Source organism: Gillisia hiemivivida (assembly GCF_007997295.1).
Taxonomy (GTDB): domain Bacteria; phylum Bacteroidota; class Bacteroidia; order Flavobacteriales; family Flavobacteriaceae; genus Gillisia; species Gillisia hiemivivida.
This window is the reverse complement of the sequence record NZ_VORY01000013.1, coordinates 38,618-56,120: the sequence shown is the minus strand read 5'-3', so window position 1 is coordinate 56,120 and position 17,503 is coordinate 38,618. Positions and strand designations below refer to the sequence as shown.

Below are 17,503 nucleotides of genomic sequence, written 5' to 3'. Positions count from 1 at the left end.
TTGTCATCCCGACGTGAGGAGGGATCTCTCATCGAAGAAATTCTGTTCCTTTGAGATCCTTCGCGATGCTCAGAATGACAAGTGGAATAGTTCTCGGTTTAGGTTTACCATTCACTCTTGTCATCCCGACGAAAGAGGGATCTCTTTTAAACTTCAATCTTGCTTCATTGAGATTCTTCACTTGGTTCAGAATGACAGTCCTATAGGCTATAAGGAAATAGGGAGACGACTAGTCTAGTGACCTATTGGACAAATTTCTTCAATTCATTTAAAGTCAACCTATATCTTAATATACTTTCTTACCAACAGATTAATATCTTCAGAAAACCTAAATCTAAGCGCCACAAACCCATAAATAGCAGTTACTATTATAGATTTTAGAATGATATTTAAAATAGGGTGAAATGGAAACTCCCAAAAGTAGAAAATTGCAGTTAAGCTTGCCGTAAAGAATAATATATATACCGTTTTTAATGTGAAAGGCTGCATCTTAAATTTATTGAGTACGATCAATAATTTTGAAACATTGTACACAGCAAATGCCAAAAAGCTTGCAATTGCAGCACCAAGTATTCCATAAGCAGGAATTAGAATTAAATTAAAAACGAACGCCATTATAGAGAGTATAACTCCAAATACAAGCACTAATCTATAGTAATCTGAGTTAAAAAGAATACTATTATTATTACCCAACATATTATCAAACAACTTTACTATAGCTAAAAGCAGAATAATCAATGTGCTTATTTGGTATTCCTGAGGAATCAATAAATAAAGCTGATTAATATTTACAATTATTAGCACAAAAATTATGGCACTTACCACCAACAAGGTTAATGAGCTTCGCTTATATAGATCTTTTAAGGATTTCTTATCGTTGCTATTTAGCAAACTTGCTGTAAGAGGATGAATAATTTGATGCATCGCTTTTTGAGGTACAGAAATTACTGTAGCGATATAAACTGCAATTCCGTAGATAGCAACATTTTCTATTGGTAGATAATGCTCTATCATCACTTTATCCAGATCTAATAAAATAGTTGCCACAGACCCCGCAATGAGAATCAAAGCTGAATATTTTAAAACTGTATTATAATTACTTGGAAGTGAGAAATTAAATTTCGGCTTATATAATGAGAAAGCATACACTTGCATAGCGATAGCACGCAATACGAAAACCATAACCATGGCGTAAATAAAATATTCCACATTAATTATAGAAAAATACACCAAGAACAATAATACAGTAATACAAAGTCTATGAAACACTTCTTTCATAAAATTACCAAATACACTCTGATAGTTAATTTTAGACCATGCAAAGAAAACCTCAAAATAGGCCGTAGCAAATGCAATGATAAAGATGAGCCAGATATAAGGCTGTACCAGCTCATTACCCTCTTCAAAGTAAGCCAACAACCATTTATAACTTAAGAAGCCAACAAGACCCAATAGAATAGAAACTCCAATAGGTAAAAGCAATATAAGGTTCAACAATTTATCTTTTTCGTCTTTGGTTTTATAGGAGGTGTAAAATTTCACAAGGGTGTTATGAACTCCAAAGGCCATAAATGGCCAAACAAGATTTGCTGCAGATAATAAAAAACTAACAAGTCCGTAATATTCCTTTTCCAGAAAGTAGGTAAACAAAAAGAGCGTGTTAATTGCGCCGATCCCAAACCCAAAGTAGGTAGTTATCATGTTTTTAAAAGACTGCTTTATTATAACTCCCATTAGTTAAATCTAGTCTTTTAAAAGTTTAGCCAATTCTCCAGTAAGATTCTTTCGGCTATATTTTTCAGTATTTATGGCGCTTACATTTAATTGCTGGTTTTTGTATGATTTATACATACTCAAAATATGCTCTTTTAAACTGGTTTCTTCCTGATACCCAAAATAAGTTCCCGAATTGGTTTCTGCCAATATATTCTTCACATCCCAATCTTTTGGACCTAATGCTAAAATTGGGCGCTTTGCCGCCATATATTCAAAGAGTTTCCCTGGGATAATTCCTTTGGTTTCAATACTATCAATTTCCACTAAAAGCAATACCTGAGAAGATTGCTGAATTTTTTTCGCTTTGTTATGAGAAACATATCCTGGTAATTCTAAATAAGCCTCTAGATCATGTTCTTTAATAGAATCTAATACATCATTACTTAAAGTTCCAACTAATTTTAAAACAAGATCTTCCTTAAAATCTTTGTTTTCTGAAGTCAGCTCTTGCAGGACTTTCCACAAATTCTTAGGGTTTCTACCCGAGAGTAATGATCCAATATGTGCCAAACTGAATTTCTGATCTAATTCTGAAGAATTATCTTCAATAGAATCATATCCATTAGTAATTACAGTTACTGGTTTTAAGGTTTTGGATTGAAATTCTATTTTGGTTGCGAAACTTGTAGTTATAATATGATCTGCTGAAGTTAAAACCTCCGTTTCCAAAGCTATATGATTGGCTTCGGTTGAAGCAGATAATTTCAATTTTTTATGATATCCTATTTCTGTCCAAGGATCCCGAAAATCTGCAATCCATTTTAATTCAAGCTTTTTCTTTAAACCAAGACCAATAAGGTGTAAACTATGAGGTGGACCGGTGCTAATAATTGTGTCGATTTTATTTTCTGAAAGGTATTCAGAAAGAAAATTAACCGAAGGCTTGATCCAAAATTTTCGAGCATCGGGAATGAAGAAATTTCCACGGATATATAAGAACAGTTTTTGAAGAAAATTTTGACTTTTCGCTTCTTGAATAATTCCGCTGCTTATAGTAGAAGTCTCTTTTTTGGAAAAGATCTTAGCTAAAAAATAAGGCTCAAAAATTCGTTTTTTAAGTATAATTATTCCTTTTGGAATCTCTTCTAAAAGGCTCTTATCTATAATTGGATAATCGGGATTTTCTGGAATATAAACAATAGGCTCTATATCAAAATCCCGTAAATATTTTACAAATTTTAACCAGCGTTGCACCCCAGGGCCCCCAGCTGGTGGCCAATAATAAGTTATAATTAAAACTTTTTTCATAGTGGCACTTTAGAACCTACACATCAATATTGTCTAATCCTTTTTCCTAAAGGAAAAGTAAATTCCTCCAAACGTTAGAAGTCCAAGCAAAATTGAACTGGCAAGTGCAATACTACTTCCCGTTTTAATAACCTGTGGTTCAAATTTAAAGGTAATTGTGTGTTCTCCTGCCGGAATCTGCATTCCTCTCAAAACATAGTTCACATTGTAATGAGGTGTTTCATTTCCATCCACATAGGCATTCCATCCATTTTCATAATACATTTCAGAGAAGACAGCGAATTCCTCTTTAGAGGATTTAGATTTATAAACTAATTCAATTGGTTCTTGAGAGATCAGCTTTATGCTTGCAGTGGAATCTTGTGCTTTGCTCACTACTATTTCAGATTCCTTGAATTCAGAATTAATGATCGCAGTAGCGTTTAGATTTGTATCTGCCAGACTCAAAATCTCTTCATTTGCAGAATTTACCCATTTAATATTTTCAACAAACCATGCATTCCCCATTGCATTAGGGTTTTGCTGTGCAGTTGGTCCTTCCTCTGTTGGAACTATAATATACTTTACATTGAGCATATTAAGCAGCGACATATTATTTTTTGAAATGTAGAAATCGTAGAGGTCCTGGATTCTTCCAGGTTTGGCAGCGTGATAACCTCCAATAGAATTATGAAAATAAGAAGTTCTACCAGTATTAAATGGACTTTCAGCAAGATCGAAAACACGATAATGCCCTTTATCTTCTAGAATCATTTCATCTGCAGTAGTTTTCTGAAAAGGTTTGTTCATCACTCTTGCAGCAACAAAATCTTCATTGTTCACATATCTTCTATCTACTCCAACTAAGTCAAATAAGATCAAAAAGATAAAACCTACAATTATTAAATTCTTATTCGCAAGCTTTTTTAAATAAGCAAAGATAAATCCAGCAGCGATCAACACTAAAATAAGAGACCTAATAGCATCAGCTGTAAAAATAGATTTTCTATCTTCTTTCAAGGCTCGAACGAACTCTACTCCCATTTGCTCAATATAAACCGAGTCGCTTCCTCCACTAAAACTAAATAAAGTAGATTTTAGAACAAGTAGTATTAAAGCAAAACCAGCTGTAATTATGGTTGCCCAATTAAGTGCATAAAACTTCTCTTTGTCACCGTCAAAATTATTGAAGAGCTTGTGCAACCCAAAAACAGCAAGAATAGGAATACACAGTTCGGCAATAATCTGAATAGATGAAACTGCGCGAAACTTATTATAGAGCGGTATATAATCGATAAAGAACTCGGTAACAAATCCAAAATTCTTACCCCAAGATAAGATGATTGATAAAATAGTTCCTCCCACGATCCACCATTTTAATCTTCCTTTAATTAAGAATAAGGCAAAGACAAATAAGAAAATAATACTGGCCCCAATATAAGCCGGTGCTCCGACAAAGGGTTGATTTCCCCAATACGTAGGAGCATTCTCTGCAAAATCCTTTGCCTGCACAGGAGATGCACCCATGCGCAATAATTGAGCATACATTTCTGAATCTTCACCTAATTTTTCAGAACTGGAACCACCCATAAATCTAGGAATAAATAGATTTAATGTTTCAGTGATACCGTAGCTATATTCGGTGATATAGTCATAATTCAATCCCGCTGTTTCCTTTTGTTTTCCTTCCGAAGTAATGCTTAATCCAGTATCACCCCTAGTACTATATTGAGTGTATTCTTGAGTGGCTAATAAATTAGTAGCATTGGTTGCTATTGCTAATAAAACAGCCAGCGCCATTACTCCTAATGCTTTAAAGAAATGTGGTAATTGTTTTTTTCTGAAGGCATCAATTAGATAAACCAATCCCAAAACTATAACAAGCAGTAGTAAGTAATAGGTCATCTGGAAATGATTTGCTCCAATTTCCAATGCCATTGCAAAAGATAAGAGCAAAAATCCACCGATATATTTATTTCTGAAGCACAGTAATATTCCAGCAAGAACCATTGGCATATAGGCAATAGCATGTGCTTTGGCATTGTGTCCTACTCCAAGAATTATAATAAGATATGTTGAAAATCCGAAGGCTAAGGCGCCGAGAAAGGCAATTTTATAATCTAGTTTTAGGACCAGTAGAAGTATGTAAAACCCTATAAAATATAAGAACAGGTAATCTGCAGGCCGTGGTAGAAAACGTAAAACTGAATCTAACTTTTTAATATAATTATGAGGATAATAAGCACCTAATTGATAGGTTGGCATTCCCCCAAAAGCTGAATCTGTCCAGTAAGGTTCTTCTCCGGTTTCGGCTCTAAAGTCATTTTGCTCCTTTGCCATTCCGGTATACTGAACTATATCACTTTGATAAATTTCTTTACCTTGGAGAACAGGACTAAAATAGGCTAGAGAAATAATGAGAAAACCAAAAACCACAAGAATATGTGGTAGAAAACCTTTTAAGGATCTAATCATAGATAGAATTTAATAGGAACGAAAATTAATCAATTTCTTCGAAATCGATGTACTCCCCTACTTTTTTATTGGAATTACTTGATTTTGGTTTATCTGAATCTAAATTAACTTTTCCCTTCTTTTGAGCTTTGGGAGCAGCTTGGCCATTGAATTGTTGTTGGAACTTTTGTCCAATTCTTTTAAGGAACCATTTTAAGATCAATGGTCCAAACCATTTTATAAAAATTTTAAAACCGAAATATATAAACAGAATTATTAATACGGTTTTCAAAATACTTTCGAATGATGCTTCGTGCATTTGTATATAGTTTATGCAAAATTACTATTATGATGAGACAAATTGGGTATCTATATCCATAAAAAAATAATAAAATCTTCTATATTTGACCGGACTAACAACAACTTGTATGAAATACTTTCAGATCAAAATATTTACAATCATTTTATTTATCACATCCGGTTATTCAACCTATGCGCAATATACTGAAACTATAAATTCCAACAGACCTGGAGCATCTCAAGGCGCATTTTCTGTAGGAACTGGAGTTATACAGATAGAGGCCGGTGGATACTATGGAAATGATGATCATAGCTTATTACGTACGAGTACAGATATTTTAGGAGCCGATTATTCTCTGCGTTATGGATTGTTCTTTGAAGCTTTAGAAATTAGTTTAATAGGTTCTTTTGAAGATGAAACAAAATTCATTAGAATTGGTGCAAATGAAGTAGAGTTCAAAACCCGTAATTTTAAGACCAATACATTGGGTGCGAAATACTTGATATTTGACCCAAGTAGAACTATAAGACCAGATAAACCAAATCTTTATAGCTGGAAAGCTAATCAGAAATTTAAATGGAAAACTTTGATCCCAGCTGTATCTCTATATGCTGGAGCTAATTTTTCACAGGCTGATAATCCATTTTTATATGAGGGAGAAAAGTCTATAACACCTAAAATCGCGTTAATAACCCAAAATAACTGGCCAGGAAGTTGGGTATTGGTAATGAACCTTATTTTAGATAAAATAACTGAAGAATTCCCTAGTTATACTGGAATTGTAACCCTCACGCATGCTTTCACTCCAAAATTTGCAGGGTTTCTGGAGTACCAGGGAATTGTAAGTGATTTTTATGCAGATGATATTGCAAGAACTGGAGTGGCTTATTTGTTAACAGATGATCTTCAATTTGATATCTCTGGATTGATCAACTTTAAGAATACACCAGACAGATGGCAATTAGCTGCCGGGGTTTCATATAGATTGGATTTACATAAAAAAGAGGAATATTTAGACGATTCTTATGAAGGGGACAGAAGGAGAAAACGAACTGAGAAACGGGAAAATATTGAACCTGAAATTGATGATCAAAAATAAAAATCAAGAACCTCGGGGCAAGCCCACAAGGTATGTCCCGATGGTTCGGGAGGAAAATACTTTTAAAAAATCGAGGCAAGCCCGCCTGAATGTTTCGGGCAGGCCTCGGGGAATTAAACCCTCAATGAGGCATTAAACAAACAAAAAAATCCGCTATAACAGCGGATTTTTTTGTTTCATAACCTAAAAGCTAATTACTCTTCTAAAGAAGCGGTAACTGCTGCAGATAGTCTTTTGTATGTTCCGTTCTCCAATCTTTCTCTAATAACAGAGAAAGCAGTTAAAGTAAGCTCTATATCTTCCAATGTATGTGTAGCAGTTGGGATCATTCTCAATAAAATCAATCCTTTTGGGATTACTGGATAAACCACGATAGAACAGAAAACACCATGATTTTCCCTAAGATCTCTAACAAGAGCCATCGCTTCCGGAATACTTCCTTTTAGATAAACTGGTGTTACACAACTTTGAGTGGTTCCTATATCGAACCCATTTTCTTTTAATCCACTTTGTAATGCATTTACATTTTCCCACAATTTAGCCTTTAATTCAGGCATTGTTCTAAGCATATCTAAACGCTTTAAAGCCCCAACAACTAATTGCATTTGTAAGGATTTTGCGAACATTTGAGAACGTAGATTATATTTCAAATAATCCATGATCTCTTTATCTCCGGCGATAAAAGCACCTGTACTTGCTAAAGATTTTGCAAAAGTTGCAAAGTATACATCAATATCATCTTGAACCCCTTGCTCTTCTCCTGCTCCTGCTCCAGTAGCTCCTAAAGTTCCAAATCCGTGAGCATCATCTACGAAAAGTCTGAAGTTATATTTCTTTTTAAGCTCAACAATTTCTTTAAGTCTTCCCTGCTCTCCACGCATTCCAAAAACACCTTCAGAGATTAAAAGAATTCCACCTCCTGTTTGCTCACATATTTTTGTTGCGCGTTGCAAATTCTTTTCGATACTATCCATATCATTATGCATATAGGTAAAACGTTGACCTAAATGCAATCTTACTCCATCGATAATACAAGCGTGAGCATCTACATCATAAACAATAACATCTTGTTTAGATACTAATGCATCAATAGTAGATACCATTCCTTGGTATCCAAAGTTTAAAAGATAAGACGCTTCTTTATTTACAAAAGAAGCAAGTTCATCTTGCAACTTTTCATGAAGGTCTGTATGTCCACTCATCATTCTTGCACCCATTGGGTAAGCAGAACCATATTCGGCTGCAGCTTCAGCATCTACTTTTCGTACTTCAGGATGGTTTGCTAGACCTAAATAATCATTGATACTCCAGGTAATTACTTCTTTACCACGGAATTTCATTCTATTAGAAATTGGTCCTTCCAGCTTTGGGAATACAAAATACCCTTCAGCTTGTTGCGCCCACTTCCCTAAAGGTCCCTTATCCTTATATATTTTATCAAATAAATCTCTCATAGATTTTTTTTATTTACAAGTTGCAAAAGTACTGAAATACAACTCAATTTTACAATAATAATATTTAACTACTCCCTCCCACTATTAAACCTAAAAGCATCCTATAAAAAGGATGCTTTTAGGTTTAATATATTATAAAAGGTGCATCCTTATTTTATAATTTCAATTGGCTGCGATTCTGCTTCTCTTTTAGAATCAAAAAAGCCTTGTGCCTCCATCCAGTCATCACTATAAATTTTACTCATATATCTAGACCCGTGATCTGGAAAAATAACAACTACTTTACTATTCTCATCGAATTCTCCTTGCTCCTGCAATTGTTTTATTCCTTGCATTGCCGCTCCACTTGTATATCCAAGAAACAATCCTTCGGTTCTAGCGAGTTCTCTAGCAGTATGAGCACTATCTTCATCGGTTACCTTTATAAACTCGTCTATAATATCGAAATCTGTAGCAGATGGTATTAAATTCTTACCCAAACCTTCAATCCTGTATGGATATATTTCATCTTTATCAAAAGCTCTGGTTTCATGAAATTTCTTCAACACAGATCCAAATGCATCTATTCCAATAACACGAATATTAGGGTTTTGTTCTTTTAGAAATTTTGCTGTTCCAGAAATTGTTCCTCCTGTTCCACTGCAAGCAATTAAATGAGTTAGCTGCCCCTCTGTCTGATTCCAGATCTCAGGCCCTGTTGTTTTGTAATGAGCTTCAATGTTTAGTTCATTAAAATACTGGTTGATATACACCGAACCTTCATTTTCCTGATGTAATCTTTTAGCAACCTCATAATAAGAGCGTGAATCATCTGCAGGAACATGTGCTGGACATACATAAACTTTGGCTCCCATTGTTTTGAGCATGTCTATTTTATCATTAGAAGATTTAGAACTTACTGCAAGAATACACTTATAGCCCTTAATAATACTAACCATTGCAATACTAAATCCAGTATTTCCAGATGTAGTTTCAATAATAGTATCACCAGGTTTTAATATTCCCTTTCTTTCTGCTTCTTCAATAATAAATAAAGCAATTCTATCCTTAGAAGAGTGTCCAGGATTAAAAGATTCAATTTTAGCGAAAAAATCTCCACTAAATTTTTTGGTAATAGAACTCAATCGAACTAAAGGAGTATCTCCAATTAATTGCAATATGTTATCGTATACCTTTTTCTTTTCTACCATAAAATGAAATTCTTTAACCAATTTAGGGATTAAAAATTTATTCTTAAATGTTAAAACAATCTTAATCCCAAAAACGCCCAAATTTAAGGCAAATTTTTTAATTACTCGGTAATTCCTTCCAAGTCTAATAAAAAGGCATATTCTTCTGCTACTTCTTTTAATGCTTCAAATCTACCAGATGCACCTCCATGTCCTGCATCCATATTTATATGAAATAACAATTTATTATTATCAATTTTTAATTCTCTTAATTTAGCAACCCATTTTGCTGGCTCCCAATATTGAACCTGAGAATCATGTAAACCAGTTGTAATAAGCATATTAGGATAAGACTGTTTCTCAACATTATCGTATGGCGAATAAGTCAGCATATACTTATAATATGCTTCCTCATTTGGGTTCCCCCATTCATCATACTCCCCAGTAGTAAGAGGTATTGAATCATCTAGCATGGTAGTTACTACGTCTACAAATGGTACTGCAGCGATGATTCCATTATAAAGTTCAGGAGCAATATTTACAACAGCTCCCACCAATAAACCACCAGCGGAACCGCCCATTGCGTACAAATGTTCTTCTGAAGTATATTTTTGGTCTATTAAATACTTTGAAACATCTATAAAATCTGTAAAAGTATTCATCTTTTTAAGCAACTTTCCATCTTCATACCAAGCTCTTCCAAGATACTCTCCCCCTCGAATATGAGCAATAGCATAAACAAAACCTCTGTCCAACAAGCTCAAGCGCACACTAGAAAAATAAGGGTCTATTGTAGAACCATAAGATCCATAAGCGTATTGTAATAAAGGATTAGAACCATCCATTTTTAGATCTTTCCTGTAAACAAGAGAAATAGGGATTTTTGTTCCATCTTCGGCAGTGGCCCAAACACGCTCTGATTTATAATTTTCTTTATTGAATTTTCCTCCTATTACTTCTTGTTCCTTAAGTACAACTTTCTCTTTAGTAGCCATGTTGAAATCTATAACAGAGGTGGGATTGTTTAAGGAATTGTAAGTATATCTTAGTATATCTGTGTCGAAATCTGGATTTATACTGGTATAAACAGTGTATGTTTCATTATTGAAGGGTAGATAATAACTTTCATCTGAGTGCCATTTGGTGATCTTAATTTTATTTAAGCCATCATTTCTCTCGCTTATCACAAGATAGTGCTCAAAAATATCTATATCTTCCAATAAATAATCTTCCCTGTGCGGGATTACCTCAACCCAATTTTCTTGTCCGGTTTTATCTTCCGGAGTCTTCATTAATTTAAAATTAGTTGCACCATCTTTATTAGTTAAAATATAAAAGGAATCTTCAAAATGCATGATACCATACTCTAAGTTTCTTTCTCTAGACTGCACTATTCTAAATTCGCCATGAGGATTGTCTGCCTCTAATATTCTATATTCACTGGTTAAGGTGCTATGACATCCAATTATTAAATATTTTTTAGATTTAGATTTGTAGATATAGGTGTTATAAGTTTCATCTTTTTCTTCAAACACTAACTGATCCTCGTTGGATTTAGTCCCCAATACATGTTTATAAATCTGATTGGAACGTAAAGTTTTATCGTCTTTTTTAGTATAAAAAAGGGTTTTATTATCGTTGGCCCAAGTAGAACCTCCAGTAGTGGTTTTTATTTTTTCTTTAAGGATCTCTCCTGTTTGAAGATTTTTAACCTGAATAGTATAATTTCTTCTACTTACGGTATCTACTCCAAAAGCTATCAATTTGTTGTCTGAACTCACATTTAATCCACCCAAACTGTAATATTCATGTCCTTTAGCCATCTCATTCACATCGAATAAAATTTCCTCGGGGGCATCTAAACTTTCTTTTTTTCTGGAATATATTGGATAGTCTTTGCCTTTTTCAAATCGGGTTAAATACCAATATCCATTTAATTTGTATGGAACAGATGAGTCATCTTCTTTGATCCTAGCTTTCATTTCATCAAAAAGATCTGACTGAAACTGCTTGGTATGTGCAGTCATTTGCTCATTATATTCGTTTTCCTGCTCGAGATAACTAATAACTTCTGGATTCTCTCTATCGTTCATCCAATAGTAATCGTCGTTTCTTATAGTATTATGAGCTTTTAATTCTTTGGCAATCTTTTTAGCCTTTGGAGGATAAATTTCAGTTTTCAATACAGGGTAATTTTGTGCTATTATATTAGAATTCACAAAGGTAAGGCTTCCTAATAAAAAAAGTATGAGTCTTTTCATTTTTAGTATTATATCGTCTCGTAAATTAATAAATTTGTATTTATTAATTAATAAAACAAAAAACTATGTTTGGAGATATGATGGGGATGATGAATAAAATCAAAGAAACCCAAGAGAAAGTTGAAGCTACAAAAGAGCGCCTTAAGACTGTATTGATAGGTGAGCAATCTAGCGATGGTCTCTTAAAAGTAACTATTACAGCAACCAGAGAAATTAGAAATATTTCTATTGCAGATGAGCTATTAGAAGATAAAGAACAACTAGAAGATTACCTGGTATTAACTTTGAACAAAGCAATTACCAAAGCTTCAGATATCAATGAAGCTGAGCTTGCTGCTGTTGCTAAAGACGGAATGCCAGATATTCCTGGTTTAGATATGCTTAAATAATTAAAGGCTTCAGAAGAAACCTTTTCCTATTATGAAATGGAGCCAAATGAAATACAAGTAGTATCTCATTTGACTCCATTTTTATTAAATTGTTATAATACTAAGCTTCTCCCCTAGCTGGATAATCTTCATTTAAAATAAATGAAATAGATTTTAAAAGGTCATCGAATTTTGGTCTTGCAAACGGCATACTTTGTATTGAAGCCGCATAGAGTGTTCTATCTGGTTTAATTAAAAACAAAGCTGGTTCAAAAAATACATCTGGCTCTTTATCGCTGATTCCTTCAGAAACAAAAAGATCCCATTTTCTTGCATTTTCAATAGAAAAATCAAAACCAATAGTTAATTTTTCAATATCCCATTTCGTTGTAGTTTCTTCTGCTAGTGACCCCGTATTGGAACTTATACATACTACATTTACACCTTTATCTCTAAACTCATCTATTTTAGAATTCAATTCTTCTAAATAAGATTTACAAACTGGACAATGTAAGCCTCTATAAAAAACAACCATCGTAAAATTCTTAGGTTGCTGATCACGAAGATTCCATGTCATTCCATTTACCGTATCTATTATAAGTTCTGGAACTTCTTGCCTTGGTATCAAATTCTTCATATTCTAGCTAATTTTATTTGTTTGAAAAATATAGAAATTAAAAGGTTTAAGCCTCCTTCATTTTTATAATCTTCTGTTAACTTTTATATAATCTAAAATTGAATCTCACTCAGCACTCTCAAAAATTTCTGATGTTGTTCTTCAGAATAATCTAAATGGGTAACAATTCTAAGCTTTCCGTGGCCCATATTGCTAATTCTAATATTTTCCTTCTGAAGCTGCTTCATGAAACTCTCCTCATTAGCAGCATCCTTTAAGTAAAAGATCGCGATATTAGTTTCTACAGTTTCCACCTTTAGAATATAAGGTAAAACAGCTAAAGTATTTCCTATTTCTTTCGCCCGTTTATTGTCATCGGCTAATCGTTCCACGTGGTTATCCAATGCGTAGATACCCGCTGCTGCCATAAATCCAACTTGCCTCATCCCGCCTCCAAGCACTTTTCTAACTCTTATGGCGTTTTTCATAAGATCTGAATTTCCAATTAACACAGATCCCATTGGAGTTCCAAGTCCTTTAGAAAGACATACAGAGATCGTATCGAACAACTTCCCGTATTCTTTAGGAGATTCTCCCTTTGCAACCAATGCATTAAATAGTCTTGCCCCATCTAGATGTAAACCTAGGCCATGTTTATTACAAACCTTGCGAATCTTTTTGATCTCTTCCAGATCGTAACATGCGCCCCCACCTTTATTGGTGGTGTTTTCCAAACAAACCAAACTCGTTAACGGACTATGGTAAAAATCTGGCGGATTGATATTCTCTTCTACTTGTGCCGCAGTGATCATTCCACGATCTCCGTCTACCAATTTACAGGAAACGCCACTATTAAAAGAAACTCCTCCTCCTTCATAATTATAAACGTGAGCCCATTTATCACATATTAATTGCTCGGCTGGTTGTGTATGTAATTTAATTGCTGCCTGATTGGCCATACTTCCTGTTGGAAAAAACAAAGCTTCATCTTTCCCAAACATAGTGGCTAACTTCTTTTCTAACTCATTTACAGATGGATCTTCTTTATAAACATCGTCTCCAACTTTTGCACTCATAATAGCCTGCAACATTTCTTTTGTTGGACGAGTAACTGTATCGCTACGTAGATCTATTTCCTTCATATATTTTTTTCTGAATAAATTTTTAGTCTTGTAATTTTCTAATTATAACTTCCAATTGGCGACCCATCAGGAATTTCTGGTGCCTGAATCATTGGCTTAAATAATTCTGGGTCTTTTTTAAACTGTTCAATTTCCCTTAAAAGTTGCGATCTAAACACCTCGTTGTTTGAATTTGATTCTAACCAAGATTGTAAAGAGTTAATAACAGAATTAGTAACGGCCTTCACTTGCGGAATAGACCCCTTATTCACAGCCAAATTAAACAGATACTGTAAAACATTGTAATTTATCGTGTTTTGAACTTGCTGCAAATATGAGTCTTTAAAAGTCTTTTTAAGGGTGCTATTAATTAATTCTTCCAATACTTCGTCTAAACCCAATTGAGAATTATCTAAGGTTTTTTGCTGAATTAGTCTGGCGGCTCTTTCTGGATGAAGCAAATATTGCAAACTAAGCACACTTGCCGTTCCTGCAGCTCCAAAGGCATCAAAAGCAACACCAGTATTACTCTTGAAAGATTCCCTGCTCCTTCCAAAGCCATAAGCCCTTGGTGGAAATAGTTCCAACTTATCTTTCGGAATAGCTAAAACTTCAGCATTTAATGTATTTAAATATACAGAAAGTGCCTTTCTTTGATCTTCAACAGAAGCTGTTTTTACGGGTTTTTGTGTATCCCCTTTTACAGCATACGAATAATCCAAACCTCCAATAACTTTCGAAACCGCTTCGGTTTGATACCTATGCAGAAAATATAATGGAACAAACACATCTTCTAAAGTTGAATAAGCTTCTCCAGTTCTTATATTATCTACAGAAAAATTGGAAATGGCTTTCTTTCTTATTTCTAACAAGTCTTTTAAACCTTCAGTAGGAGAACTTCCATTATCCCATAAATGCCCGAAAGCATTAGCTCCTCCAGAAGCTCTTGCATCACTATCTGTTATAAAACGAAGTTTTTGATCGTCAGCCTCAGCTAAGACTCCATTTAAAAAATCACTTTCATTTACTTCAGAAGGAAGATCTGCATAAGAATATTTTACCGTGATCTTATCCCATGCTCCAACACCAATACTATAAGCATCATCAACCACGATCTCATCATTTTCAAGTTTAAATTGAGGATGCGGGTAATCCATAACCGAAGAATTTTCATTGGTACTCGCTGCAAAATTATGAGCAAACCCCAAGGTATGTCCAACTTCATGAGCAGACAACTGACGAATTCTGGCAATTGCCATTTCCATCATTTTATTATGATTTTTATCATTTTCAGCAAAAGGTTTATTCAACAGTGCTTGAGCGATCAGAAAATCCTGACGAATCCTTAAACTCCCTAAACTTACATGTCCTTTAATGATCTCTCCAGTTCTTGGGTCTATAACACTAGCTCCATAGCTCCATCCTCTGGTAGATCTATGTACCCATTGTATTACATTATATCTCACATCTAACGGATCTGCTCCTTCGGGCAACATCTTGACCTGAAAAGCATTTTTGTAACCTATTGCTTCATAAGCTTCATTCCACCATCTGGCACCATCTAAAAGTGCAGATTTTACTGGTTCTGGAGTTCCGGGATCCAGATAATATATAATGGGCTCCACCGCTTCACTAATTTCTTTACTAGGATCTTTCTTTGCTAAACGATGCCTTGTAATATATCGCTTTTCTATAGGCTCAAAAACAGGTGTGGAATAGTCTAAATAAGAAATATAGATCGCTCCGCTTCTGGGATCGAATGCTCGTTTTTTATATTTATCATCAGGTAATTTTACAAAGGAATGATGTTGGGTTACAGTTATAGAATTATTATTAGGTAGTACTTCTTTAAGGGTCTGGCTTGTTGCTTCTCCATCAAAAGTTAATAAAGCTTCAAATTCCACATTTTCTGGAAAAGCCTTGGTTCGGTCTAGAGATAATGCACTCTTAGATTTATTTAAACTAAAACTCCCATGGTTCCCACTTTTTAATCTATCAGAAACTCCATGAGCATCTTCCATTAAAAAGGGAGTAAAATCTATAATGTAGGTATTGCCTTTTTTCTCTTTAATTTCGAATCCATATAACACGGAGGTGGCGAAAGCTTCCTCTACACTCTTTTTCTCCAAAGCATTTTCTGTGATAGCTATATATCTTAGGTTTGGCTGTATTAAAAGCAATTTATTCCCTGCCTTAATAAATTTAACAACAGCTTCATTACCTAACTGCCCTCTATCCAATCCAACATCATTAGATCCAATTCCTGTGGTTAGAGAATGAACATATAAAAATTCAGTATCCAGATCCTTTACCTCTAAAAAGATCTTATCCTCTTTCTCGGAATATTCAAAGTTGAAAAAACCTTTGTATTTCTGAAGATTTTCTTTATCTGATGAAGTTTGGCTGTAAAAAGAGCTTGTAATACTGAGGAACAGGAAAATAGCTAAAAATGGCTTCATAGAGTGATTTTAAAAGTTGTCTAAAACTATAAAATTATTGTAAAATAGTTTCAAGAACCTATGTTTAATTCTATTTTTACTGAAATTAATAACAGATATGATCACTTCAGAACATATAAAAGATCTTAGAGATCGCCTGGTAGCGTTAAGGAGGTATCTTTGACGTTGATGCCAAACAGATAGAAATCTCCAATTTAGAGGAGAAGACATATGCCCCGGATTTTTGGGACAATCCTAAAAAAGCAGAAACCCTAATGCGTGATCTTAACGCTGAAAAAAAATGGGTAGACGATTATTTAGCTGGTGAAACGCTTGTTGAAGATCTAGAGGTTATTTACGAGTTCTATAAGGAGAAAGAAGCCAGTGCAGAGGATGTAGAAAATAGACATGAAAAAGCGCTGGGATTAATTGAAGATCTCGAGTTTAAAAATATGCTTTCTGAGGAAGGTGATAACTTAAGCGCAGTGCTTCAAATTACTGCGGGTGCAGGAGGAACAGAAAGTTGCGATTGGGCGGAAATGCTCATGAGAATGTACCTTCGTTGGGCTGAATCTAAAGGTTTCAAACTTAAAGAGCTAAATTATCAAAGTGGTGAATCTGCCGGAATTAAAACAGTCACTATAGAGATTGAAGGTGAATATGCTTTTGGTTGGTTAAAAGGTGAGAATGGCGTGCATAGATTGGTACGAATCTCCCCATTTGATAGTAATGCAAAAAGACACACTTCTTTTGCCTCGGTATATGTGTATCCTCTTGTAGATGATAGCATAGAAATAGATGTAAATCCTTCGGAGATCTCATGGGAAACGATGCGCTCTTCTGGTGCTGGTGGACAAAACGTAAATAAGGTGGAAACTGCAGTTAGGTTGCGTCACGCTCCTACCGGGATCGTTATAGAAAATTCTGAGACCCGTTCTCAATTAGAGAACAAAACAAAAGCGATGCAACTTTTAAAGAGTCAGCTGTACGAGATCGAGCTTCAAAAGCAACAGGCGCAACGTAGGGAAATAGAAGACTCCAAAATGAAAATAGAATGGGGATCACAAATAAGAAATTATGTGATGCATCCCTATAAATTAGTGAAAGATGTTCGCACGGCAGAAGAGACAGGAAATGTAGATGCAGTCATGGATGGTGCTATAGACCCATTTTTAAAGGCCTATCTTATGATGATGGGACAACGGCATGAAGATTGATA

13 protein-coding genes are annotated in these 17,503 nt (G+C 34.5%); 3 read left to right on the top strand and 10 right to left on the bottom strand.

The genetic code is table 11. From position 1 onward, the window contains the following. Window positions 1-279: 279 nt before the first annotated feature. From ES724_RS11250 to ES724_RS11235, 4 genes are read right to left on the bottom strand one after another with little or no spacing between them, the layout of a single operon-like run. Window positions 280-1,734, bottom strand: a complete 1,455-nt coding sequence (locus ES724_RS11250; protein ID WP_146933048.1) for a lipopolysaccharide biosynthesis protein — start codon at window positions 1,732-1,734, stop codon at window positions 280-282. 9 nt (window positions 1,735-1,743) lie between these two features. Then, window positions 1,744-3,024, bottom strand: a complete 1,281-nt coding sequence (locus ES724_RS11245; RefSeq protein WP_146933046.1) for a glycosyltransferase family protein — start codon at window positions 3,022-3,024, stop codon at window positions 1,744-1,746. Between the two features lie 33 nt (window positions 3,025-3,057). After that, on the bottom strand, window positions 3,058-5,478 hold the full coding sequence (locus ES724_RS11240; RefSeq protein WP_146933044.1) for a YfhO family protein: 2,421 nt from the start codon (window positions 5,476-5,478) through the stop codon (window positions 3,058-3,060). 25 nt (window positions 5,479-5,503) lie between these two features. Then, window positions 5,504-5,776 carry a DUF4834 domain-containing protein gene (locus ES724_RS11235; RefSeq protein ID WP_146933042.1) on the bottom strand — a complete coding sequence of 91 codons (273 nt, stop codon included), beginning with the start codon at window positions 5,774-5,776 and terminating at the stop codon, window positions 5,504-5,506. A gap of 109 nt (window positions 5,777-5,885) precedes the next feature. Between ES724_RS11235 and ES724_RS11230 the strand changes: the two genes are divergently transcribed. Continuing rightward, entirely contained in the window at window positions 5,886-6,857 is a 972-nt protein-coding gene (locus tag ES724_RS11230) for a transporter (RefSeq protein WP_146933040.1), read from the top strand. A 194-nt stretch (window positions 6,858-7,051) separates the two neighbouring features. On the opposite strand, the gene ES724_RS11225 is transcribed toward ES724_RS11230, so the two are convergent. The 3 genes from ES724_RS11225 to ES724_RS11215 all read right to left on the bottom strand — a co-directional run bounded on the left by ES724_RS11225 (window position 7,052) and on the right by ES724_RS11215 (window position 11,741). Next, window positions 7,052-8,311, bottom strand: coding sequence for an aminotransferase class I/II-fold pyridoxal phosphate-dependent enzyme (locus ES724_RS11225; RefSeq protein ID WP_146933038.1), 1,260 nt, complete (start codon window positions 8,309-8,311; stop codon window positions 7,052-7,054). Window positions 8,312-8,460: 149 nt separating this feature from the next. Next, window positions 8,461-9,501, bottom strand: coding sequence for a PLP-dependent cysteine synthase family protein (locus ES724_RS11220; protein ID WP_146933036.1), 1,041 nt, complete (start codon window positions 9,499-9,501; stop codon window positions 8,461-8,463). Window positions 9,502-9,602: 101 nt separating this feature from the next. Further along, window positions 9,603-11,741: a S9 family peptidase gene (locus ES724_RS11215; protein ID WP_146933034.1), complete on the bottom strand. Its 2,139-nt coding sequence runs from the start codon at window positions 11,739-11,741 to the stop codon at window positions 9,603-9,605. Between the two features lie 65 nt (window positions 11,742-11,806). Between ES724_RS11215 and ES724_RS11210 the strand changes: the two genes are divergently transcribed. Continuing rightward, window positions 11,807-12,130, top strand: a complete 324-nt coding sequence (locus ES724_RS11210) for a YbaB/EbfC family nucleoid-associated protein (protein WP_146933032.1) — start codon at window positions 11,807-11,809, stop codon at window positions 12,128-12,130. A 100-nt stretch (window positions 12,131-12,230) separates the two neighbouring features. Here the strand turns inward: ES724_RS11210 and ES724_RS11205 are convergent, their stop codons facing one another. From ES724_RS11205 to ES724_RS11195, 3 genes are all read right to left on the bottom strand, one after another. Further along, window positions 12,231-12,746 carry a redoxin domain-containing protein gene (locus ES724_RS11205; protein WP_146933030.1) on the bottom strand — a complete coding sequence of 172 codons (516 nt, stop codon included), beginning with the start codon at window positions 12,744-12,746 and terminating at the stop codon, window positions 12,231-12,233. A 92-nt stretch (window positions 12,747-12,838) separates the two neighbouring features. Next, a complete protein-coding gene (locus tag ES724_RS11200) occupies window positions 12,839-13,867 on the bottom strand; it encodes a threonine aldolase family protein (RefSeq protein WP_146933028.1) in 1,029 nt (342 codons plus the stop codon). Between the two features lie 38 nt (window positions 13,868-13,905). Further along, entirely contained in the window at window positions 13,906-16,305 is a 2,400-nt protein-coding gene (locus ES724_RS11195; RefSeq protein ID WP_146933026.1) for a zinc-dependent metalloprotease, read from the bottom strand. Between the two features lie 97 nt (window positions 16,306-16,402). Between ES724_RS11195 and prfB the strand changes: the two genes are divergently transcribed. Continuing rightward, window positions 16,403-17,501, top strand: a protein-coding gene (gene prfB, locus ES724_RS11190) for a peptide chain release factor 2 (protein ID WP_146933024.1) whose coding sequence is annotated in 2 segments (ribosomal slippage) — window positions 16,403-16,465 and window positions 16,467-17,501 — 1,098 coding nt in all. Because the reading frame shifts where the segments join, the coding sequence is not laid out codon by codon here. Window positions 17,502-17,503 lie beyond the last annotated feature (2 nt).